Raw genomic sequence first — 21,233 nt, 5'->3', positions numbered from 1 at the left:
AGCCTTATGCTGTTCAACCGGCGCGTCATGACCAGCATCCCCGACAATGAAGCCGTATCCCAGCTCGTGCCGACGGCGGCGCGCCAGGCGCGGCGCGTCGCGCTGATCGTTGCCGTCGCCTTCTTCATGCAGTTGCTGGATTCGACGATCATCTCGACGTCGCTACCGCAGATGGGGCAGTCTTTCGGCGTGCCGGCAGTGGCGATGAGCATCGGGATCACCGCTTACATGTTGACCATGGCGGTGTTCGTGCCGTTGTCGGCCTGGCTTGCCGACCGGTTTGGCGCGCGCAACATTTTCCTGGTCGCGATCGGGCTGTTCACGCTGGCGTCGATCGCCTGCGGCTACTCACAGAGCCTGACGCAATTCGTTGCCGCCCGCATCGTTCAGGGCCTCGGCAGCGCCTTGATGACGCCGGTCGGCCGCATCCTGGTGCTGCGCAACGCCGCCAAGTCCGAATTGCTCGCCGCCACGGCGCTGATCACCTGGCCGGCCTTGTTCGCGCCGGTGATCGGGCCGATGCTCGGCGGCTTCATCACCACCTATCTGTCCTGGCACTGGAACTTCTTCATCAACGTTCCGCTCGGCCTCGCCGGGCTGCTGCTTGTCGCGCGCTTCGTTCCGGGCGATCGCGAATCCGAGACCAGGCCGCTCGACTGGCCGGGATTCTTCCTCACCGCGCTCGGCCTCGCCGCGATGCTCTATGGGCTGGAACGGCTTGCGCATCCCGAGGATGGCATGCTGCCGACAGTGGGCCTGGTTGCCGCCGGCGTCGCGGTCGGCTGGTTCGCCGTGCGGCACTTGCGGCGGGTGACGCATCCGCTGCTCGACCTGTCCCCCTTCAAAGTGCCGACCTTCGCCATCTCCACGCTCTCGGCGGGCACGATCTTTCGCGTCGCCATCAACGCCACGCCGTTCCTGCTGCCGCTGCTCTTCCAGGTCGGCTTCGGCATGCGGCCGGTGGACGCCGGCCTTCTGATCCTGGCCTACTTCCTCGGCAACCTCGCGATGAAAGCGGTGACCACGCCGACGCTCAGACTCTTTGGCTTCCGCCGGGTGCTGGTGGTCAACGGGGTGATTGCCTCGCTTGCAATCGCGGCGTGCGGCGTGATTTCGCCGCAGACACCGCTGGCACTTGTCGTGGCGTTGATGCTGGTCGCCGGTCTGACGCGCTCGATGCAGTTCACGGCGCTCAACACGCTTGCCTTTGCGGATATCGGCGCGCCGCAGCGCAGCTCGGCCGCGACTTTGTCCAGCATGCTGCAGCAGGTGGCGATGCTGTTTGGCGTGGCCGTGGCCGCGGCGATCCTCAACCTGTCGCAGATCGTGCGCAGCGGCGCGGCGCCCAACCTAATAGACTTCAGGATCGCCTTTTTCGCGATCGGCCTGCTCGGGCTGGTGGCAGCGATGCGTTTCCTGACCCTGCCGGCCAGTGCGGGTGCAGAGGTCTCAGGCCATACCGGGCGGGACTGAAATGGGCTTGGAAGGCCGGCCTGCGCACGCCCGCGGCGGCACCGAACTTCTACGGCAAACTGTCGGGGCTCGGCACTTTTGTGCATCGCAATGACCCGGAGCTCATCGCCTCTGGCCCCGTCAAGGCGTGGAGGAATGACGGCCGCTCCGCACCGACCAGCTGGGCGGATTTTCAGACTGAGCAGGGGTCTCCCCTTCTCCACAAGAAGGGAGAAGGGAAGGTTGCTCTCTAATCGCTGCGCCTAAAATTACGGATGCGGTCGAACAGCACCGCCAGGATGATCGCGCCCCCGATGAAAGTGCCTTGCCAAAAGGCGTTGATGCCGAGCAGGCCGAGGCTGTTGCGGATGACCTCGATCAGGGCGGCGCCGACGATGGCGCCGAACGCGGTGCCGACGCCGCCGGCGAGGTCGGCGCCTCCGATGACGGTCGCGGCAATCACCTGCAGCTCCATGCCGTTGCCGAGATTGGTGGTGACGGCGCCGAGCCAGCCGGTCTGGATGATGCCGGCGAGACCGGCCGAGAGCGCCGAGATCATGTAGACTGCGACCTTGATCTGGCGCACCGGAACACCGGTCAGCGTGGCCGCATGCTCATTGCCGCCGATGGCGAAGATATGCCGGCCGAACTTGGTCCAGCGCAGGATGAAGCCGGTGATCAACGCCAAAAGGATCATGTAAAGCACCGGATTGGCAATGCCGAACACCCAGGCGCCGCCGCCCAGCGCCAGAAGCTTGTCGTGGTCCGGCCCGAACTGGAAGACGACGGTGTTGTTGGAGGCGACCATGGCGAGGCTGCGCGCCACCGACAGCATGCCGAGCGTCACCACGAAGGGTGGGAAACCGAGATAGGCGATGAGCACCCCGTTGAAGGCGCCGATGGCTAAAGCGGTGACGATCGAGGCCAGGATGCCGATTTCGATCGAATAGCCGGCATGCATGGTGACGGCCAGCACCATCGAGCACAGGCACAGCACCGAGCCGACCGACAGGTCGATGCCGCCGGTGATGATGACGAAAGTCATGCCGAGCGCCACGATAGCGACGAAGGTGATGTTGCGGGTGATGTTGAAGAGGTTCTTCTGCGTGGCGAAAGCGTCGGTCGCGAAGGACAGGAACAGGCAGGCGAGGATAACCGCGATCACCACCCAGAAGGTCTGGTTGGCAAAGAGCCGTGAGAAGAATGTGTGCTGCTTCTGCGCGATCGTCTGGTCAAGGGTGACTGCCATTATCGACCTTTCCTGAGGCGTTGGACGCCCGATCCACGCGATTACGCAACCTGTTCGATGGCGCCGGTGATCAGCCCGGTGACTTCCTCGGGCGAGCTCGAGGCGATCTTCTTGTCGGCGACTTTCCTGCCGCGCCGCATGACGATGACGCGGTCGGCGACATCGAAGACGTCGGGCATGCGGTGGCTGATCAGCACCACGGCGATGCCCTGGTCACGCAGATGGCGGATCAGGTTCAGCACCTCCGCGACCTGTCTCACCGAGATCGCCGCCGTCGGCTCGTCCATCAGCACGATCTTGGCTTGCGACAGCATGGTGCGGGCGATCGCCACCGCCTGGCGCTGGCCGCCGGACATCTGCTTGACGAGGTCGCGCGGCCGCGTCTCGGATTTCAGTTCGGCAAAGAGCTGGCCGGCGCGCTTGTACATCGCGGCGTAGTCGAGAATGCGGAAGGGGCCGATGCCGCGGCGCAGTTCCCGGCCGAGATAGACATTGGCGGCGGCCGTCAGATTGTTGCAAAGCGCCAGGTCCTGATGAACGATCTCGATGCCGTGCTGGCGGGCCTCGGCCGGCTTGTGCAGGATCAGCTCCTTGCCGTCCATGTGCATCGTGCCGTGACTGGGGCGGAAATTGCCGGCGATCATCTTGACCAGCGTCGACTTGCCGGCGCCGTTGTCGCCCATCAGGCCGACGACCTCGCCGGCCTCGAGCGTGAACGAGACGTCGTTCACCGCCTGGATGGCGCCGAAATGCTTCGAGATGTTGGCAAGTTCGAGAACCGACACCAGCCTTAAGCCTCCCCGTTTTCGTCCCTCGACTGCCTTGCCATAATTGCCGGCGCCGCAGGGGCCTCGCGCCTCCAACTCCTCCCGAGCAGGTGCGATAGACTCATTTAGGCAAATGCGGCCATGGGCGTCAATCAATTGTCGGGCGATTAATTTCGAGTCCCGTCGAAAAATCGGTTTTGTAGGACAAATAGCAATTGACGTTGGCAGCGAGCCGTTATTAGCTAGCATTGGAGGAAGAATTTTTCCGTCGCGAAATCGCTGCTCGGCGTGACGCGATGGGCAAGATTCAGGATCCGGCCGGCGCCCATTCGAGCTGGAACGGATCGGCAAATGCTTGTCGGCCTGGCTTGAGACACGAACTTTCGAGCCTATTCCGCGTGTTGCTTGCATCCGGGCCGATCGGTGTGGCGGGCACGTCGTGTCCGTCTGTTTTCAAGGGAGGACTGATATGAGGAAATCACTTTTGCTCGCCGCCGTCGCCGCCATGGCGCTGGGCGCCGGGCCGGCTTTGGCCAAGAAACAGCTCGTCATTGTCGTAAAGGGCCTCGACAACCCGTTCTTCGAAGCCATCCATCAGGGCTGCGAGAAGTGGAACAAGGAGAACGCAAGCTCCGAATATGAATGTTTCTACACCGGCCCGGCATCGACCTCGGACGAGGCCGGCGAAGCCCAGATCGTGCAGGACATGCTGAGCAAGCCGGACACGGCCGCAATGGCGATCTCGCCGTCCAACGCGCCGCTGATCGCGCAGACGATCAAGAGCGCCAATCCGTCGATCCCGATCATGACGGTCGATGCCGATCTCGCCAAAGAAGACGCCGCGCTTCGCAAGACCTATCTCGGCACCGACAATTATCTGATGGGCAAGCGGATCGGCGAATACATCAAGAAGGCCAAGCCGAATGGCGGCACGATCTGCACGATCGAGGGCAATCCGGCCGCCGACAACATCCTGCGCCGCGCGCAGGGCATGCGCGATGCGCTGTCGGGCAAGGAAGGCCTGCCGGCGCTCGCCGGCGAAGGCGGCTGGACGGAAGTGGCGGGCTGCCCGGTGTTCACCAATGACGACGGCGCCAAAGGCGTGCAGGCGATGACCGACATCCTGGCCGCCAATCCGAAGCTCGACGCTTTCGGCATCATGGGCGGCTGGCCGCTGTTCGGCGCTCCGCAACCCTATCGCGACCTGTTCAAGCCGATGGCCGACAAGATCGCCAAGAACGAGTTCGTCATCGGCGCCGCCGACACGATCGGCGACGAGGTGGCGATCGCCAGGGAAGGCCTTGTGACCGCACTGGTCGGCCAGCGGCCGTTCGAAATGGGCTACAAGGCGCCGTCGGTGATGCTCGACCTCATCCAGGGCAAGAAGGTCGACGATCCGGTCTTCACCGGGCTCGACGAATGCACCAAGGATACGGTCGACACCTGCATCCAGAAGTAGGCTTCGATCCCGGGGCGCCCTTCGAAGGGCGCCCCTCCACCTTTCGCCAGGACTATGGACGCGGCCTTGCCGGGGCGGCGGAGCCAAGAGTTTTGCGCCCAGAATCTTCTTATGCGGCAGAGTTTTTGCGGGCGTCTTGGAGCCCGCGACAAGGAGGCACCGGAACGCGGATGCCACGGGAAAAGTCTGGAAAGCGCTTAGCCGAGCCTGCACAGCCGGCCACGATACGGCGACCCGAGGCGACGCGGATCGCCGGCCTCAGCGTGCACGCATCGCTCGCCGGCGAGATCGGCCTCAGGATCGTGCGCGGCGACTATCCGCCCGGAACTGTCCTGCCCAACGAAGCCAAATGGTCGGAAACGTTCAATGTCAGCCGCTCGGCGGTGCGCGAGGCCATCAAAATGCTGATGGCCAAGAGCCTGCTCGCGTCCCGCCCCAAGATCGGCAGTTGGGTCGAGCCGAGGGAGCGCTGGAACCTGCTCGACCGCGACGTGCTCGCCTGGTACGCGACCTCGCCTGACCGCGAGGTGTTTCTCAGAACGGTGCAGGAGTTCCGCCATATCATCGAGCCTGAGGCGGCCGCCTTCGCGGCGCTGCGGCGCTCCGACGAGCAGATGGTCGAAATCAGCCAGGCGTGCCGCGAAATGGGAGAGGCGGCGCATATCCAGGAGCGCACGCGCGCCGATACCCGGTTCCATCTCGCCATCCTGCGCGCCTCGGGCAATGAGCTGCTGGTGCCGCTTGGCGTGCTGATCGAATCGGCGCTCGATCATCTGTTCGTCTTCGTCACGCGCGAGCACAGCGACCAGCGGCGGGCCCAGTCGCTGCACGAGGCGATCGAGCGGAACATCCGCCTGCAGCGCCCGGCCGCGGCGAGAAGCGCGGTGCACAGGCTTCTGGCCAATACCGACGAGGTGATCGAGCTCTCGAGACGCTGACAGGCTTGGCCGCGGCTTTCAGATCGTCTGCTTTTTGCCGTCCTTCGACGGCATCAGGTCGACGCCGTTGAGCCTGCCGATATGGGTGGCCAGCATCGGCACATACTGCTCGGCCGGCCCCGCCGCGAAGGCGGTCGCGAACGAATTCTTGGTGGCGTTGCCAAGCGGATTGGCGATGCCGGCAGCGCCGGCCATCGATTCCAGATAGGTCAAATCCTTGAAGGCATTGGCGATGGAGAATTTGTGGGCGTCGCGGTCGCCTTCCAGCGTCCAGCGCATGAAGGTCTGGTAGAAGCCGCAATCCATGCGGCCGTTGCGGATCACGCTGTCGAAGCGGGGCGGCGAGATGCCGACCTTCTGCGCCAGCGCCAAGGCTTCCGAATAGATGGCCGCGTAGCCGAGCGAGATGAAGTTGTTGAGCAGCTTCATGCGGTGGCCGTCGCCGGTGTCACCGATATGGACGATGCGGCCGGCCCAGGTGTCGATCACCGGCTTCAACCGTGCGAACACCGCGTCGGGCGCGCCGACCATGGCGTCGAGCGTGCCTTCCCAGGCCTCCTTCGGCGTGCGACTGAGCGGCGCGTCGACATAGTCGACGCCCAGCGCCCTGAGTTCGGCTGCCAGCGCGACGGTGGAGACGGGATCGGATGTCGAGCAATCCACGACCACGCAGCCTTGCTTCAGACCTTCCTTCAGCCCGCCGGGACCGCGGATGATCGCCTCGACCTCACGCGAGCCGGTGACGCAGATGAAGACGATGTCGGAGGCCGCTGCCACTTCTTTGGACGTGGCCACTTCCTTTGCGCCGCGGCCGAGCAGGTCATCCGCCGGCTTGCGGTTCTTGCGGCCGAGGAAGGTGAGCGGATAACCCTTGTCGACGATGTTCTTGGCGATGCCATGCCCCATCAGGCCGAGGCCGATGAAACCGATGTTTTCGCGGGCAGCGGTGGTGGTCATGTCGTTTCGTCCCTGTCTTTCCTGATGGTCGGCGCCGGCGCGACCGGCCGGCGAGCTTTGCTGGAGAAGGTTTTCGCGGATCGCGGTTGGCAGGCCGTTGCTGAATGCCATATTGTCTGACAATACACACAATCCTTGAGAAATGTGGAGAGCAAAATGACGAAGCGGATCATGTTCACCGGCGGCAGCGGCAAGGCCGGCCGCCATGTCGTGCAGTATCTGGTCGAGCATGGCTGCCAGGTGCTCAACATCGACACCAAGCCGCTCGACAACGCGAAGGTGCGCACGCTGATCACCGACATTACCGACAGCGGCCAGGTGTTCAACGCGCTGTCGAGCTATGCCGGGCTGCATGAATTCGATCCATCGCTGCGCGCACAGCCGGTCGACGCCGTGGTGCATTTTGCCGCCATCCCGCGGATCATGATCACCCCGGACAACGAGGTGTTCCGCATCAACGCGATGGGCACCTACAACGTCATCGAAGCGGCGGTGAAACTCGGCATCCGCAAGGTGATCATCGCCTCCAGCGAGACGACCTACGGCCTGGTCTTCGCCAACGAGCCGCGCAACCCGACGCATTTCCCGCTCGACGAGGACTATGACGTCGATCCGATGGACAGCTACGCCCTGTCCAAGATCGTCAACGAAAAGACGGCGCGCGCCTTCGCGCTGCGCAGCGGTTTCGACATCTATGCGCTGCGCATCGGCAACGTCATCGAGCCGCATGAATATGCGCTGTTCCCGAAATGGTTTGCCGATCCCGGGTTCCGCAAGCGCATTGCCTGGAGCTATATCGACGCCCGCGATCTCGGCCAGATCGCCTTGCGCGCCATCGAGAAGGATGGGCTGGGCTATCAGGTGTTCAACGCCGCCAATGACGAGACCTCGTCCGATCTGCCGACGGCCGAGCTCCTGAAGCGTTTCTATCCAGGCGTGCCGGTGAAAGCCGAGCTCGGTGAATTCGAGACGCTGCTGTCCAACCGCAAGGCGCGGGACGTGCTCGGCTTCCGCCCCGAACACAGCTGGCGCAAATACGTCAAAACAGCGTGAGGGCCGACAAACATAGGTTGAGCTGTGCACAGCGCGGCGTCTGGCGGCAAAGCCGGCCTTGCCGCGCTTGACAGCTTCTGAAAACCGGACTTTCTGGGCATATGCGGGACGCAAAGCCGAACAACGAAAAGAGGCCGACGAAAGCGGCATCCGCCGAGCGTATGGCTGGCGTTCGCCGGCCGGACGCGCCGCGCATCCCTGGCGCCAGCGTGCATACCTCGCTGGCCAGCGAAATCGGCCTTCGGATCGTGCGCGGCGACTATCCGCCGGGCACCATCCTGCCCAACGAAGCCAAATGGTCGGAGACTTTCGACGTCAGCCGCTCGGCGGTGCGCGAGGCGATCAAGATGCTGATGGCCAAGAGCCTTCTGGCATCACGTCCGAAGATCGGCAGCTGGGTTGAGCCGAAGGAGCGCTGGAACCTGCTCGACCGCGACGTGCTTTCCTGGTACGCGACGTCGCCGGATCGCGAGGTGTTCCTGAAGACGGTGCAGGAATTCCGCCACATCATCGAGCCCGAGGCGACGGCTTTTGCCGCAATGCGGCGCACCGATGAGCAGATGGCCGAGATCAGCCAGGCCTGCCGCGAGATGGGCGAGGCGACCAATCTGCAGGAGCGGACGCGCGCCGACACCCGCTTCCACCTGGCCATTCTCCGGGCCTCCGGCAACGATCTCCTAGTGCCCCTGGGCGTCCTGATCGAATCCGCCTTCAATCATCTCTTCGCCTATACGACACGCGAGCTGGACGATCTGCAGCACGCCCAGAAACTGCACGAAGCGATCGAGAGGAACATCCGGCTGCAGCGGCCGGATGCGGCGCGCAACGCCGTGCGCAAGCTGCTCGCGAATACCGACGACGTCATCCGCTCGCGTTAGGGCCTACCGATACCCGGGTGAGGCCCGGTCCGACCTCGACAAGTCCTTAGTCTTCCTTTTCGCGCCCGAAAGCGACGCGCAACTCGTCCTTGGCCTTTTCCAGTACCCGCTTGCGCTTCTCCGGCAGGTTCCTGCCGGCGCGGTTGATGTAGAAATTCAACATCGACATCGCCGACCGGAACGGCTCTGCCTTGCGGCGATGGCTGTGCTCAGCCGAGCGCTTCAGCGACGCGGCGATCCTCTTGGCATCGTCGGATTCGAAAATGTGCTCCTCGAGATCCAGTGCATCGCTGTGCGCGGTGACTTCGGCCGACCATTTTTTCCTGGCGGTCATGGCGAACCTCCTTCCTGGGGCACAACTCTCCCTTGGGCATAACGCTCTCCTGGGGCAAGAACTCTGGGCGGCAAGGCCGGTTCCCGATTTCTGGAGCCACGGATTTGTCCCTTGTGGCGCTGCTCGGCACCGGGAATGCGCCGATACTTGGGGTGGAAACCGCCCGATCACCAACAAGCGCGGACAGGAAAGGTGTGACGACAACCGTCTCCAGCCGGGCAGATGGCCCCAGCATCGACAGCGCCTATGCATGGATACGGCTCGGCGTCTCGATGCTTTTGTCGACGATCGGCGGCGCCGGCATGTGGGCGGTGGTCGTCGTTCTGCCCGCCGTGCAGGCCGAATTCGGCGTCGACAGGGCCGCGGCTTCGATGCCTTATACCGCGACCATGGTCGGCTTCGCCGCCGGCAATATGCTGGTCGGACGCGCCATCGACCGCATGGGTTACTGGATCCCGGCGCTCGTCTCTGCGATTGCGCTCGGCGCGGGCTTCCTGCTCGCCTCGCTGACCAGCTCGATCCTTGCGTTCACCCTTGTCCAGGGGCTTCTGATCGGACTCGGCACATCGGCGATCTTCGGCCCGTTGATCGCCGACATCTCGCACTGGTTCAACCGGCGCCGCGGCGTCGCGGTGACCGCGGCCGCATCCGGCAGCTATCTTGCCGGAGCAGTCTGGCCGACGGTGATGCCCTATGTCATGCAAGGCGAAGGCTGGCGGTTCACCTATGCCGCGATCGGCATCTTCTGCCTCGCCACCATGGTGCCGCTGGTGCTGATGCTGCGCCGCGGCGCGCCGCGCGAAGCTACCCATGGCTCGCCGGGAAGCCGGCCGACGCAGCCAATCTCGCTGTCGCCGGCGGCGTTGCAGATGCTGCTGGTGATTGCCGGCTTCGGCTGCTGCATGGCGATGTCGATGCCGCAAGTGCATATCGTCGCCTATTGCATGGATCTCGGCTACGGCGTCGCGCGCGGCGCCGACATGTTGTCGATCATGCTGGCGGCGGGCGTTGTCAGCCGCATTGGCTCAGGTTTCCTCGCCGATCGCATCGGCGCGGTGAAAACCTTGATCATCGGCTCGGCGCTGCAATGCCTGTCACTGCTGTTCTATATTCCCTTCGACGGGCTGGCTTCGCTCTATGTGGTGTCGCTGGTGTTCGGCCTCTCGCAAGGCGGCATCGTTCCCTGCTATGCGATCATCGTGCGCGACTACATGCCGGCCAAGGAAGCCGGCCGGCGCGTCGGCATCGTCCTGATGGCGACGATCTTCGGCATGGCCGCCGGCGGCTGGATGTCGGGCTGGATCTACGATCTAACCGGCTCCTATGCCGCCGCCTTCCTCAACGGCATCGCCTGGAACCTGGTCAATCTCGCGGCGATTTTGCTGCTTGTGTGGAAGGCGAGGCGAGGCGCGGAAGCGCCGGCCTGATTTCCGCCGGCAACTCTGGCCATTGCAGCTTGTCTACCGGCGCAAAGGGAGGGGTCGGGTGGGTACTCGTCCGTGCTCTTTCGCATGACGTCGCGCCCGAATACTGGGTGCAGCAGGCTATTTACTTGGAAAGGCTTTAGGCGGAATATTGCGAAAGTGGGAGGAAGCAGTCGGAAAATCTCCTGAATAAATGCGCTCGAACGGCTTCCGCCCGTTGAATGCAAGGGAGGATAATCATGAGACGTACTTTCCCGCTCGCGGCATCCGCCGCGGCGTTGTTGCTCGGCGTGCCCTCCGCCTTCGCGCAGTCCGGCGGCGTCGAGAAAGCAGTCGGCGGCTACAGCTTCGAGGAAGCCGCAAAGGAAGCCCCCACCACCAAGGATTTCCATTCGGCCGATGGCCATCTCACCTTCGCCATCGTCACACATACGGCCGGCAACGGCTTCTTCGATCCGGTCTATGTCGGCGCAACCGCCGCCGGCAATCTGATCGGCGCCAAGATACTGCTGCTCGGCTCGGAATCTCCGACCGACGACCCGGCCCGCGAGATCGAAATCCTGAATCAGATCGTGCAGGATCCGACGATCGACGGGCTGATCATGACAACGCCCCAGGTCGGCGCCTATAACGACATCGTCAAGGCCGCCGGAGCCAAGGGCATACCGGTAGCAACGACCAATTCCTTCGACGGCACGATCCTCGACCGCAGCGGCATCAGCCACACCGGTCAGGACGCCTCCGCCGCGGCGATCGCCGGCGAGGCACTCGTCAAGTGCCTGGCGGACAAGGGTATCGAGAAGGGCTCGATCGTTCTGCCGTCATCGACCGCGATGGGCAACATCGAGGTGAACAATCGCGTCACCGCGGCCTTCAACGCGATCGTCAAAGGCCTGAAGGATGCCGGCAAGCTCGAGGCCTTCAAGGTCGACGCAGGTCCCGAGAACACCGGCATCGACACCAATCCGAACGATCCGGTGAACGGCATCGTGACGCTGTTCGAGTCGCGCGGTGATGTTGTCGGCGCCTTCGCCGGCAACAACGTGTTCACGCCAGCGCTGGCCAAGGCCGTCGCCCAAACCGGAAAGACCGGCAAGATCTGCGCCTATGGGTTCGACCTCGGTCCGGCGCAGCAGGATGCGTTGAAGAGCGGCGACCTGACCGGCGCGCTCGGGCAGCAGCCCTTCCTGCAGGGCTTCTATCCGGTCATGCAACTCTATCTGCAGATCGATCGCGGCATCGCGGCCGCCAATCTCGACACGCGCGCCCAACTCGTGACCCAGGAGACCGTTGGAAAGGTCGGCAAGCGTTTCGAGAACTGAATGTCAAAGCGACACTGAACCCGGCGCGGGAGAACTGGTATCCTCCCGCGCATTTGGCCTTCGGAACCCTTTATCGAAGAATGCCCGCTGAAGCTCTCGCTCGTCGCCTTCCACCCCAGCTCGTCGGCGGCTGGGAAATGGGATTGCTTGCCCTGCTGGCGCTGATCTATCTCGGCGGCGCTGCCGTCAATCCGACGTTTTTCGGCTCGCCGGAGGCGTTCCATGCACTGCTTCGCGATACCTCGCGGGTCGCCATCATCGCCGTCGGAATGACCTTCGTCATCATCAACAAGGACCTCGACCTGTCGGTCGGTTCCATCTACGGCCTTGTGGCCGTCGTTTTTGCGAGGCTGTTCGCGCCAAGCTTCGCCGATCTCGGCATCGTCATGTCGGTGACCGTCTGCGTCCTTCTTGGCATGGTGATCGGCCTCGTCAACGGCGTGCTCGTTACCATTCTAAAAGTGCCGTCGTTCATCGCCACCTTGACCACGCTTTTAATCGGCCGCGGCTTCGTCCTCGCCCTGACGCACGGTCAGGCGATCTACTATCCAGGCAAAGCGAAGGAGGCCCCGCTCTTCTTCCATCTCGGCGAGACGAACGTCTTCGGCTTCAACAACCAGATCGCAATCTTCGCGGTCGTTGCCGTGATCGGCGCCTACGTGCTCGCCAACACTCGCTGGGGCTACGAAACCTTTGCGACGGGCGGCAACGAGCAGGCAGCAGTCTATGCTGGCATACCGACGAACTGGGTGCGCATCCGTGCCTATCTGCTCTCGTCGCTCTGTGCCGCCGTTGCCGGCCTCCTGTCGGCCGCTCAGGACAAGGGCGTGACCCCGCTTTACGGCGTCAGCGGCGAACTGACCGTCATCGCCGCGGTGATCATCGGCGGCGCTTCCATTCTAGGCGGTCGCGGCCGCGTCGCAGGATCCTGCCTCGGCGCCATGCTGGTCGTTCTGCTCGACAAGGTGCTGCGCGAGGGTTTGCCGATCACGCGCACCATCAAGATCGGCGAGGAGGAGGTGACGGTCAACGCCGTCTACTCCCTGCCAGTAGGCGCGGTGCCGGTCTTCCTCGGACTGCTGCTTGTCATCGCAGTGCTGATCGAACCCTATCTCATCCGCCGCCAGGTCGCGGCGCGCCTCTGGGCATGGCTGCGCGGCAGGCCGCCGCCGCCGGCCTTCGAGATCGGCGGCGTCGCGCTCGAGGGCGTGGTGACCAAGGGTGCGATGGCGACCGACATCGCATTGTCGGCGACCGGGTTCGGCAAGTTCCTCGCCCGGCGCGATGCCCTCGCCGTCATCCTGACAGTGGTGCTGTGGCTCACGGGTCTTTTCCTCAGGCCGGATTACTGGTGGAACCTGTCCAACACTTTCGCGATCCTGCTCAACTATACGGAACTGGCGCTGATCACGGTCGGGCTTACCTACGTCATCGCGGCCGGCGATATCGACCTCTCCGTCGGAGCCGTCCTGGCGCTCGCCGGCAGTGCGGCGGCCTATTTCCTGAAGGTCCTGGGCGCCGACCCCGTCACCGCTGTCGCGATGGGCCTGCTGGCGGGGATGCTTGCCGGCCTTGTCAACGCCGTCGTCGCCGTTGGCTTGAAACTGCCGGCCTTCATCGCAACGCTTGGCATGTTCTACATCGCCCGCGGCCTCGCGGCCTGGTTCGTCGCCGGGCAGCAGCTTACCGGCTGGCCGGAGGGCTACAATTTGCTCGGCCGCAAGGTGAATGACATCCTCCTTCACTTCAGCATCGTGCTTCCGGATGGCATCCTCAGAACACTGGCCGAGGTGGTCAGCGTGCAGACCATCTGGATGATCTTCGTCGCCGTGATTGCCGGCGTCGTGCTCGCCTACACGCCGTTCGGGCAAAAGGTCTATGCAACCGGCGGCAACATCCGCGCCGCCGCCTATGCCGGCATCAACACCAACCGGGCGCGCTTCATCTCGCTCATGCTGGCGGCTTTCTGCGCGACGATGGCCGGGATCATCAACGTCGCCTATTTCCGAAGCTTCAACCCCGTTGCAGGCCAGTTCCGCGAACTCGACGCCATCGCGTCGGTGATCATCGGCGGCGGGTCGATCTTCGGCGGCTACGGCACCATGCTGGGTTCTCTGGCCGGTGCAGCCGTGATCACCCTCGTTCGGGCGCTCCTGCAGCTCAATGTCCAGGGCTTCAGCATGCCGCAGCATTGGATCAATGTCTTCATCGGCGTCATTCTCATTGTCGCGGTGCTGATCGACATCTGGGTGCGCCAGGCCAATGTCTTCGGTCGCCTGCGAGCCCGCCTCGCGCGAGGCGCACGAACCCGGGAAACCATTCATGCCTGATGCTGCGTTGCCTCAACCGATCGTGGAAATGCGAAGCATCGAAAAAGCCTTCGGTGCCGTTCAGGCGCTTCGGAAAGTCGATCTTGTGCTCTATCCCGGAGAGATCCTTGGACTGGTCGGCGACAACTCGGCCGGCAAGTCGACGCTCATGAAGATCCTGACCGGCGCCTATCAGCGCGACGCCGGCGAAATCCTCGTCGCCGGTCAACCGGTGCACTTCAAGAGTCCGCATGAGAGCCGCGATGCGGGCATCGAGATGATCTACCAGGATTTCGCCCTTTGCGGAAACATGGATGTCGGCCAGAACATCTTTCTCGGCCGCTGGCCGCGCAAAGGCCCTTTCGTCAATCGCCGCAAGATGTACGCGGAAGCCGATAGCGTGCTGAAGCGGCTCAAGGTGGACGTGAACTCCGTTTTCCAGAAGGTCGAGAGCCTGTCGGGCGGTCGCCAGCAATCCGTGGCGATCGCCCGCGCGATTTCGTTCGAGCCACGCGTCGTGATCCTCGACGAACCGACCGCCAATCTCTCGGTGATGGCGACCGCGAGGCTCCTCGAGACCATGCTGGAACTGAAAAGGCAGGGTGTTGCCCAGATCATCATCTCGCATCGGCTGGTCGACATTTTCGCCGTAGGCGACCGTGTCATGGTGCTCAAGCGCGGCGAGAATGTCGGCGACCGTCATGTCAGGAACACCGACGAGCACGAGGTCCTTGAGATCATCGTCTCCGGCACGCGGGAGCAGGCGCTTACGGCCGATCAGGCGAGGGCGGTCTGACCGCCGAGGCATTGACCCCGGGGTTTATCGCCTCTGCCGGGGGTCGGCTGAACCAAAATTCGTCGGCTTGACAACGGCCATGGCCTGCGCGACCCAACCGGAATGGGACGGGCTGCGAAACATGGTTGCTGTGGCTAAACTGTTGATCGTCAACTCGCCGCTGCGCTCCTTTCGTGCAAAAAGGACAAGGCGGTGACAAGGCCGCGCTCGCGGCGCGGCGGCGGCCGCCCGACCATCGCCGACGTGGCGCGCAAGGCGGGCGTCGGCGCGATCACCGTGTCGCGTGCGCTGCGCGAGCCTGGGCGGGTCTCGGAAGATCTGCGCCGGCAGATACAGGTCGCCGTCGACGAGCTCGGTTACATCCCGGACCCCAATGCGCGCGCATTGGCTTCGGCGCGCGCGGAGGTCTTCGGCGTGCTGGTGCCGTCGCTCACCAACAATGTCTTTGCCGAAGTGGTGCGCGGCATCTATGACAGTCTTTCGGACAGCCCTTTCCGCATCCAGATGGGCAATACCCACTATTCGGGCCTGGAAGAGGAGCGGCTGCTGCAGCTGTTCGCCTCGCAGCGCCCGGCGGCGCTTATCGTCGCCGGCATCGACCAGACGCCGCAGTCGCGAAAGCTGCTGGAGACGGCCGGCTGCCCGGTGGTGCAAGTGATGGAAACCGGACACGATCCGGTCGATATGCTGGTCGGCTTCTCGCATTTCGACGGTGGCCGCGCTGCCACCGAGCACCTGATCGAGGCAGGTTATCGGCGCATCGGTTTCATCGGCGCGCGCATGGACCCGCGCTCGCAGCGGCGCCTTGCCGGCTATCGCGCGGCCATGGAGTCGGCCGGCCTGTTCGATCCCCGCCTGGTCACCACCACGCCGCTACTGTCCAGCGTGACGCTCGGCCGCGAGCTTTTGCGCGATGCTCTGGCCAAGATGCCGTCGCTCGACGGCGTCTTCTGCAACAATGACGACATCGCGCTTGGCGTCTTGTTCGAATGCCGCCGCGCCGCCATCGCGGTACCGAAGGCCATCGGCATCGTCGGCTTCAACGACCTCGACATGATGCAGGCGGCGTTCCCGTCGGTCACCAGCGTTCGCACGCATCGTTATGAAATCGGACGGCAGGCAGTGGCGATGGCGCTGGCGGCGATCGCGGGCCGGAGGCCCCAGCAGAGGGTTGTCGATCTCGGTTTCGAGCTCATTCGCCGCGAGAGCACCGCACGTTGAAACACGCAAAGACGACTGTGCAAATGCCGGTTTACTACCTTGCATGGTAGCGCTACCATCTTCTGCGTCGAGCAATAAGATGGCAGACGCGAGGCGCTGTTTATTATACATAAGCAAACAGTCCGTACTTGTTTATTATGTATAATATGATAGTTTGCTGAATTGCCCTCAGGCGAGGCAAGAGGAGGCAGCGGGCGGCAAAGGCCGGCCGGCAGGCGATTGGATGCGGCAGGAGGTGCCGGCCAAGACGCCAGGACTTAATCAACAAGCAGAACTGCAACTGGGAGGAATACTGATGATCAAGTCACTTGTTGGCGGTGTGGTTGCCGCCACTGCATTTGTCATGCTGAGCTCGTCGGCGATCGCCGATCCGGAAATCGTCAAAGGGCCCTCGGCCGAGCCCGACTGCTTCGCGCCCTGGGCGGCCGACACACAATTCTTCAAATATCCGAAGAAGGAAGGGCCCTATCGTATCGCGCTCGCGAACGGCTATATCGCCAATACCTGGCGCATCCAGATGATCCAGACGGCCAAAGCCTATGCCGCGCAGCCGGACGTCGCCAAGAAGCTGAAGGAATTCAAGGTCGTATCGACCGGCGAGGATGTGCCGGCGCAGATCTCGGCGATCAATAACTTCATCGATTCCGGCTTCGACGCGATCGTCGTCAACGCCCAGAACCCGACCGCGTTCGGACCCGTGATCAAGCGCGCCAAGGAAGCCGGTGTCATCCTGGTTGCCTTCGACAACATCCTCGACACCAAGGACGCCATCAACGTCAATGTCGACCAGAAGGGGCTCGGCGAATTGTGGGGCAAATGGCTGGTCTCGCACGTTCCGAACGGCGGCAAAGTGCTTGAGGTGCGCGGCGTCGCGGGTACCTCCGTCGATACCGACCGGCACAATGGCATTCACGAGGTTCTCAACGCGTCGGGCAAGAAATGGGATGTCACCGAGGTCGTCGGCAAGTGGGACGACGGCGTGGCGCAGAAAGCCACGGCCGACGCGATCGCCACCAGCGGACCGTTCGACGGCATCACAGGGCAAGGCGGCGATACCGGCATCGTGCAGGCGATGATCGACGCCAAGCATCCGTTCGTGCCGTTCGGCGGCGAGACGGAAAACGGCTTCCGCAAATTCTGCGCGGCGCATGCGGCGGACGGGCTGAAATGTTCGTCGGCCGGTACCGGCCCGGCGCAGGTTGCCGTTGCCATCAAGACGGCGATTGCCGCGCTCGAAGGCAATGTCGTGCCGCAGTCGGTCAAGCTGCCTTTGGCCATCGTCGAGGATCCGAACTTCAAGGCAGGGCAGGACTACTTCCCCGATCAGTCCGACAATTTCTTCGTCGGCAATTCCTTCCCGACCTGCGGCATCAATTTCACCGCGCAGGAAATCATGGGCCAGACCAAGGAAAACAAATAGTCTGACGGACCGGCGTCGCGGAAGCCGCGACGCCGGCCGCTTGATGCCAATCACGAACTGGCCTGGGGAGGGCTGATGAACGGCGCGGCTCCGCTCTTCCGCATGGAAGGCATATCCAAGCGCTATGGCGGCGTGCGCGCCCTGGAAAAGGCCGATCTCACCGTCACGGCCGGCAGCATCCACGCCATTCTCGGTGAGAACGGCGCCGGCAAATCGACTTTGATCAAGGTCATGGCCGGTGTCGTCGCGCCGGATGAAGGTACCATGACCCTGGACGGCCGCGAGGTGACATTTGCTTCGCCCGCCGCGGCAAACCAGGCCGGCATCGTCTGCATCTTCCAGGAGCTGTCGCTCATTCCGGAGCTGAGCGTCGCCGACAACATCGTCATATCCGACCCGCCGAAACGCTTCGGCATGATCGACCGCAAGGCGCAACGGCGCCTCGCGGAACAGGCGCTTGGCCGCGCGGGTGCCGCCGATATTCACCCCCTGGCGCTGATCAAGGACCTGCCGCTCTCGCGACGACAGATGGTCGAGATCGCCAAGGCGTTGGCCAGGAAGCCGCGCATCCTGATCCTCGACGAAGCGACGTCGGCGCTGACGGCCGCCGATGTCGCGAAGGTCTTCGAGGTGCTGAAGCGGCTGCGCCAGGAAGGGCTGGCGCTGCTCTATATCTCCCACCGAATGAACGAGATCTCCGAGCTTGCCGACCAGTGCACGGTGTTTCGTAACGGCCGCAATGTCGCCAGCTATCGGGCTGGATCGAAGAGCGACAACGAAGTCGTCGAGCTGATGATCGGCCGGGAATACAGCCACATCTTTCCGCCGAAGCCGACCAGGCCCCAGACGGTTGCGGCTCCTGTGCTGGAGGCGCGCAACCTGTCCTGGAGCGATAGGCTGGACAATATCTCGCTCTCGGTTGCGGCCGGCGAGGTCGTAGGATTGGGCGGGCTCGACGGCCAGGGTCAGCGTGAGCTGCTGCTGGCGTTCTTCGGCGTTCTGCGAGGTCTTTCCGGGCAGATCCTGGTCGACGGCAAGCCGGTTTCGATTGCCAGCCCGGCAGCCGCCAGCGATGACCGTATCGGCATGGCGCTGATCCCGGAAGACCGCAAGACGGAAGGGCTGATGCTGCCCATGACGGTGCGCGAGAACCTTTCCTTCGCAGCACTCGACAGGCTGTCAAAGGCCGGCGTCATCGACCGTGCCGCCGAGCAGCGGCTGATCGATGACATGGTTGAATTGCTGGCCATCAAGACGGCGGGGCTCGATATCCCAGTCGGCGCGCTGTCCGGCGGCAACCAGCAGAAGGTGGTGATCGCCAAATGGCTGATGCGGCAGCCGCGCATCATTCTGCTCAACGATCCGACGCGCGGCATCGATGTCGGCACCAAGCAGGAGCTCTATCAGCTGATGCGTAAGCTCGCCGACGCCGGCGCCGCGATATTGTTTTATTCGACCGACTATGACGAGCTGATCGGCTGCTGCGACCGCGTGCTCGTGCTTTATGACGGGGCCATCAAGCGCGAGCTGGTTGGCGCCGATATCACCGAGCACGCGCTGATCGCCAGCGCGCTGAATATCCACGGCGGCAGCGGGCGGGCAGAACAAGGAGAGGGCGCGTGAAGGATTGGCGCTATTGGCTGGCCGAACAGCGCGGAACGCTGCTGGCGTTCGCCATCTTCATCGTCATGTTCGCGATCTACAGCGGCAATCATCCAGCCGGCTTCACGGCCAATGTCGTGCAGACGGCGGCGAACAAGGGCGTTCTGCTTGCCTTCGTGGCGATGGCGCAAACGCTGGTTGTGATCACCGCCGGCATCGATCTCTCGGTCGGCATGATCTTCACGCTGACCAATTGCATGGCTTCCTGGCTCGTCATCGGCACGGGTCTCGAGACGGCGTTCGGATTGGTGGCTGTGCTTGGCACCGGGCTCGTCTGCGGGGCGATCAACGGCGCCATCGTGATCTACGGGCGCCTGCAGCCGATCGTCGCTACGATAGCCACGGGCGCCGTCTATTTCGGTCTCGCGCTGCTTTTGCGACCGGTTCCCGGCGGATCGGTCAACGAGGACGTCGCCGATTTCCTGACAGGGCGCTTCTTCGGCGTCGTGCCGGCAAGCCTGATGGCGCTGTTCGTCGTCGTGCTTGTCGTGTGGGTGCCGTTCCGCCGCTCCGAGCTCGGCCGCGCCGCTTACGCTGCGGGCTCGTCCGAGACGGCCGCCTATATGTCAGGTGTGCCGATCCGCAGGGGCAAGTTCCTTGCCTACACGCTGGCCGGACTGCTTGCCGCGATTGGCGGCCTGTTCCTCACCTTCTTTACCTATACGGGCGAGGCTGCCTATGCGAGCGGCAATGCCTATACGTTGTTCTCGATCGCGGCAGTTGTGCTCGGCGGCGTCTCGCTGTTCGGGGGCAAAGGCAGCGCTATTGGCGCGATCTTCGGAGCGCTCGCCTTCCGCACCATCGGCGACCTGCTGTTCGTCTTCGATTTCGACCCGCTCTGGCAGCCGCTGTTCCAGGGCATCATCCTGTTGATCGCGGTCAGCCTCGGCGCCTTCGCGCTGTTTCGGGTGCGCAACCGGCTGGAGTGGTTCCTGTGAGCGAAACGACGCTTGGCGGCATCGCCAGCCGCATGCCGAAATTCATCCGCCGCGCCGATCCGGCGGTGGCGACCGCCTTTGCCTGCATCGTTATCCTGCTTCTGCTCGGTAGCCTCTATTCGCGCAGTTTTCTCTCGCCGGAATATCTCCTGCAGCAGCTGAAGGTCGCGTCGTTCCTCGGCGTGATCGCCACCGGCATGATGCTGGTGATCCTGCTCGGCCAGATCGACCTTTCGGTGCCGTGGTCGGTAGCGACCGGCGCGATGATGGCCTGTGCCGCTGCAGCCTACGGTCCAGTCGGCGTCGTGATCGCCATCCCGTTCGGCGTTCTGTGCGGGGTCGCGATCGGCATCGTCAACGGCGTCGGCGTGGCTTATCTGCGCATTCCGTCGATGATCATCACTCTAGCCACCAACGCCGTCGCGCAAGGATTGATGGTGGTCTACACGGGCGGGTTCTCGCCGCAGGATTCGGCGACGGCGGCGATGCGCTACCTTGCGACCGGCTTTACCATTCCGGGGGTGCCGAACGCGGTGATCATCTGGGCGCTGATAGGGGCGGCAATGGTTTTCGTGCTGACCCGCACCTCCTTCGGCCGCGTCGTTTACGGCATAGGCAACCGCGAGCGCGCCGCCTATCTTTCCGGCATCGACACGCGCCGCGTCGTGCTGATTGCCTTTGCCGTCTCCGGCGGGCTCTCGGCCTTCGGGGGCGTCCTGCTCGCGGGCTACGCATCGAAGGCGGCGCAGTCGATGGGCGACGCCTATCTGTTGCCGTCGATCGCCGCCGTGGTGCTGGGCGGCACTTCGATCCTCGGCGGCCGCGGCTCATATCTCGGCACCGTCGCCGGCGTGATCCTGATCACGCTGCTGCAATCGATCCTCTCGGTCATGCAGATGCCGGAGGCGGGGCGGCAGATCATTTACGGCGTCGTGATCGTGGCCATGCTTTTGCTCTATGGCCGTGCGCCGGCAAGCCGCTGATTGTGGATGAAGGATCGCAAGGCCACAGCCGTCGGAGGTTTCCATTGAACGACATCCGGTCAGCGCCGGCC

At 63.6% G+C, this 21,233-nt stretch carries 18 protein-coding genes and 1 pseudogene; 15 read left to right on the top strand and 4 right to left on the bottom strand.

The window, feature by feature from the left end:
- The first annotated feature begins 27 nt into the window (after nt 1-27).
- Nucleotides 28-1,473: a DHA2 family efflux MFS transporter permease subunit gene (locus CK221_RS23275; protein WP_095779456.1), complete on the top strand. Its 1,446-nt coding sequence runs from the start codon at nt 28-30 to the stop codon at nt 1,471-1,473.
- 5 nt (nt 1,474-1,478) lie between these two features.
- Nucleotides 1,479-1,583 (top strand): annotated as a pseudogene (locus tag CK221_RS30840) (amidohydrolase); the annotation flags it as partial.
- A gap of 119 nt (nt 1,584-1,702) precedes the next feature.
- Here CK221_RS30840 and CK221_RS23265 read toward each other — a convergent pair.
- A complete protein-coding gene (locus tag CK221_RS23265) occupies nt 1,703-2,701 on the bottom strand; it encodes an ABC transporter permease (RefSeq protein WP_066992267.1) in 999 nt (332 codons plus the stop codon).
- A gap of 41 nt (nt 2,702-2,742) precedes the next feature.
- A complete protein-coding gene (locus CK221_RS23260; protein ID WP_066992363.1) occupies nt 2,743-3,486 on the bottom strand; it encodes an ATP-binding cassette domain-containing protein in 744 nt (247 codons plus the stop codon).
- A gap of 451 nt (nt 3,487-3,937) precedes the next feature.
- Here CK221_RS23260 and CK221_RS23255 point away from each other — a divergent pair, with 451 nt between their 5' ends.
- Together CK221_RS23255 and CK221_RS23250 are read left to right on the top strand one after the other, a co-directional pair.
- The gene (locus CK221_RS23255) at nt 3,938-4,927 is read left to right on the top strand and encodes a sugar-binding protein (RefSeq protein WP_066992270.1); all 990 of its coding nucleotides are present in this window, start codon (nt 3,938-3,940) and stop codon (nt 4,925-4,927) included.
- A gap of 170 nt (nt 4,928-5,097) precedes the next feature.
- The gene (locus tag CK221_RS23250) at nt 5,098-5,865 is read left to right on the top strand and encodes a FadR/GntR family transcriptional regulator (protein ID WP_095779402.1); all 768 of its coding nucleotides are present in this window, start codon (nt 5,098-5,100) and stop codon (nt 5,863-5,865) included.
- Between the two features lie 18 nt (nt 5,866-5,883).
- Here CK221_RS23250 and CK221_RS23245 read toward each other — a convergent pair whose 3' ends face one another.
- Entirely contained in the window at nt 5,884-6,822 is a 939-nt protein-coding gene (locus tag CK221_RS23245; protein ID WP_095779455.1) for an NAD(P)-dependent oxidoreductase, read from the bottom strand.
- A gap of 156 nt (nt 6,823-6,978) precedes the next feature.
- On the opposite strand from CK221_RS23245, the gene CK221_RS23240 reads away from it, so the two are divergent.
- Both CK221_RS23240 and CK221_RS23235 read left to right on the top strand, forming a co-directional pair.
- Nucleotides 6,979-7,875 (top strand): NAD(P)-dependent oxidoreductase, encoded by an 897-nt coding sequence (locus CK221_RS23240; RefSeq protein ID WP_095779454.1) that lies wholly within the window; start codon nt 6,979-6,981, stop codon nt 7,873-7,875.
- Between the two features lie 101 nt (nt 7,876-7,976).
- On the top strand, nt 7,977-8,753 hold the full coding sequence (locus tag CK221_RS23235; protein ID WP_095779401.1) for a FadR/GntR family transcriptional regulator: 777 nt from the start codon (nt 7,977-7,979) through the stop codon (nt 8,751-8,753).
- Nucleotides 8,754-8,799: 46 nt separating this feature from the next.
- Here the strand turns inward: CK221_RS23235 and CK221_RS23230 are convergent, their stop codons facing one another.
- Complete coding sequence (locus CK221_RS23230) at nt 8,800-9,087, bottom strand: DUF3175 domain-containing protein (RefSeq protein WP_095779400.1); 288 nt, start codon at nt 9,085-9,087, stop codon at nt 8,800-8,802.
- 194 nt (nt 9,088-9,281) lie between these two features.
- Between CK221_RS23230 and CK221_RS23225 the strand changes: the two genes are divergently transcribed.
- The 9 genes from CK221_RS23225 (at nt 9,282) to CK221_RS23185 (ending at nt 21,162) form a co-directional block, all read left to right on the top strand.
- The gene (locus tag CK221_RS23225; RefSeq protein ID WP_066992282.1) at nt 9,282-10,514 is read left to right on the top strand and encodes an MFS transporter; all 1,233 of its coding nucleotides are present in this window, start codon (nt 9,282-9,284) and stop codon (nt 10,512-10,514) included.
- 236 nt (nt 10,515-10,750) lie between these two features.
- Complete coding sequence (locus CK221_RS23220; protein WP_066990516.1) at nt 10,751-11,833, top strand: substrate-binding domain-containing protein; 1,083 nt, start codon at nt 10,751-10,753, stop codon at nt 11,831-11,833.
- 80 nt (nt 11,834-11,913) lie between these two features.
- Nucleotides 11,914-14,163 (top strand): ABC transporter permease, encoded by a 2,250-nt coding sequence (locus CK221_RS23215; RefSeq protein WP_095779399.1) that lies wholly within the window; start codon nt 11,914-11,916, stop codon nt 14,161-14,163.
- Nucleotides 14,156-14,938, top strand: coding sequence for an ATP-binding cassette domain-containing protein (locus CK221_RS23210; RefSeq protein WP_066990523.1), 783 nt, complete (start codon nt 14,156-14,158; stop codon nt 14,936-14,938). Before CK221_RS23215 ends, CK221_RS23210 begins: the two co-directional genes overlap by 8 nt.
- Before the next feature lie 192 nt (nt 14,939-15,130).
- Entirely contained in the window at nt 15,131-16,159 is a 1,029-nt protein-coding gene (locus CK221_RS23205; RefSeq protein WP_067328901.1) for a LacI family DNA-binding transcriptional regulator, read from the top strand.
- Nucleotides 16,160-16,454: 295 nt separating this feature from the next.
- On the top strand, nt 16,455-17,579 hold the full coding sequence (locus CK221_RS23200) for a sugar ABC transporter substrate-binding protein (protein WP_066990529.1): 1,125 nt from the start codon (nt 16,455-16,457) through the stop codon (nt 17,577-17,579).
- Nucleotides 17,580-17,654: 75 nt separating this feature from the next.
- Nucleotides 17,655-19,202 (top strand): sugar ABC transporter ATP-binding protein, encoded by a 1,548-nt coding sequence (locus CK221_RS23195; protein WP_066990533.1) that lies wholly within the window; start codon nt 17,655-17,657, stop codon nt 19,200-19,202.
- Nucleotides 19,199-20,179, top strand: coding sequence for an ABC transporter permease (locus CK221_RS23190; RefSeq protein WP_066990536.1), 981 nt, complete (start codon nt 19,199-19,201; stop codon nt 20,177-20,179). Before CK221_RS23195 ends, CK221_RS23190 begins: the two co-directional genes overlap by 4 nt.
- Complete coding sequence (locus CK221_RS23185) at nt 20,176-21,162, top strand: ABC transporter permease (RefSeq protein WP_095779398.1); 987 nt, start codon at nt 20,176-20,178, stop codon at nt 21,160-21,162. The genes CK221_RS23190 and CK221_RS23185 overlap by 4 nt, the downstream gene beginning before the upstream one ends.
- Nucleotides 21,163-21,233 lie beyond the last annotated feature (71 nt).

It is taken from the genome of Mesorhizobium sp. WSM3868 (genome assembly GCF_002294785.1).
Lineage (GTDB): Bacteria > Pseudomonadota > Alphaproteobacteria > Rhizobiales > Rhizobiaceae > Mesorhizobium.
Note: the sequence above shows the minus strand (reverse complement) of the source record. Positions and strands in the feature narration are given on the sequence as shown.

Coding starts and splice junctions, on each gene's coding strand:
- CK221_RS23210 (WP_066990523.1), top strand. CDS start 14,156: ATGCCTGATGCTGCGTTGCCTCAACCGATCGTGGAAATGCGAAGCATC.
- CK221_RS23255 (WP_066992270.1), top strand. CDS start 3,938: ATGAGGAAATCACTTTTGCTCGCCGCCGTCGCCGCCATGGCGCTGGGC.
- CK221_RS23240 (WP_095779454.1), top strand. CDS start 6,979: ATGACGAAGCGGATCATGTTCACCGGCGGCAGCGGCAAGGCCGGCCGC.
- CK221_RS23265 (WP_066992267.1), bottom strand. CDS start 2,701: ATGGCAGTCACCCTTGACCAGACGATCGCGCAGAAGCAGCACACATTC.
- CK221_RS23230 (WP_095779400.1), bottom strand. CDS start 9,087: ATGACCGCCAGGAAAAAATGGTCGGCCGAAGTCACCGCGCACAGCGAT.
- CK221_RS23220 (WP_066990516.1), top strand. CDS start 10,751: ATGAGACGTACTTTCCCGCTCGCGGCATCCGCCGCGGCGTTGTTGCTC.
- CK221_RS23195 (WP_066990533.1), top strand. CDS start 17,655: ATGAACGGCGCGGCTCCGCTCTTCCGCATGGAAGGCATATCCAAGCGC.
- CK221_RS23250 (WP_095779402.1), top strand. CDS start 5,098: ATGCCACGGGAAAAGTCTGGAAAGCGCTTAGCCGAGCCTGCACAGCCG.
- CK221_RS23235 (WP_095779401.1), top strand. CDS start 7,977: ATGCGGGACGCAAAGCCGAACAACGAAAAGAGGCCGACGAAAGCGGCA.
- CK221_RS23245 (WP_095779455.1), bottom strand. CDS start 6,822: ATGACCACCACCGCTGCCCGCGAAAACATCGGTTTCATCGGCCTCGGC.
- CK221_RS23275 (WP_095779456.1), top strand. CDS start 28: ATGACCAGCATCCCCGACAATGAAGCCGTATCCCAGCTCGTGCCGACG.
- CK221_RS23200 (WP_066990529.1), top strand. CDS start 16,455: ATGATCAAGTCACTTGTTGGCGGTGTGGTTGCCGCCACTGCATTTGTC.
- CK221_RS23215 (WP_095779399.1), top strand. CDS start 11,914: ATGCCCGCTGAAGCTCTCGCTCGTCGCCTTCCACCCCAGCTCGTCGGC.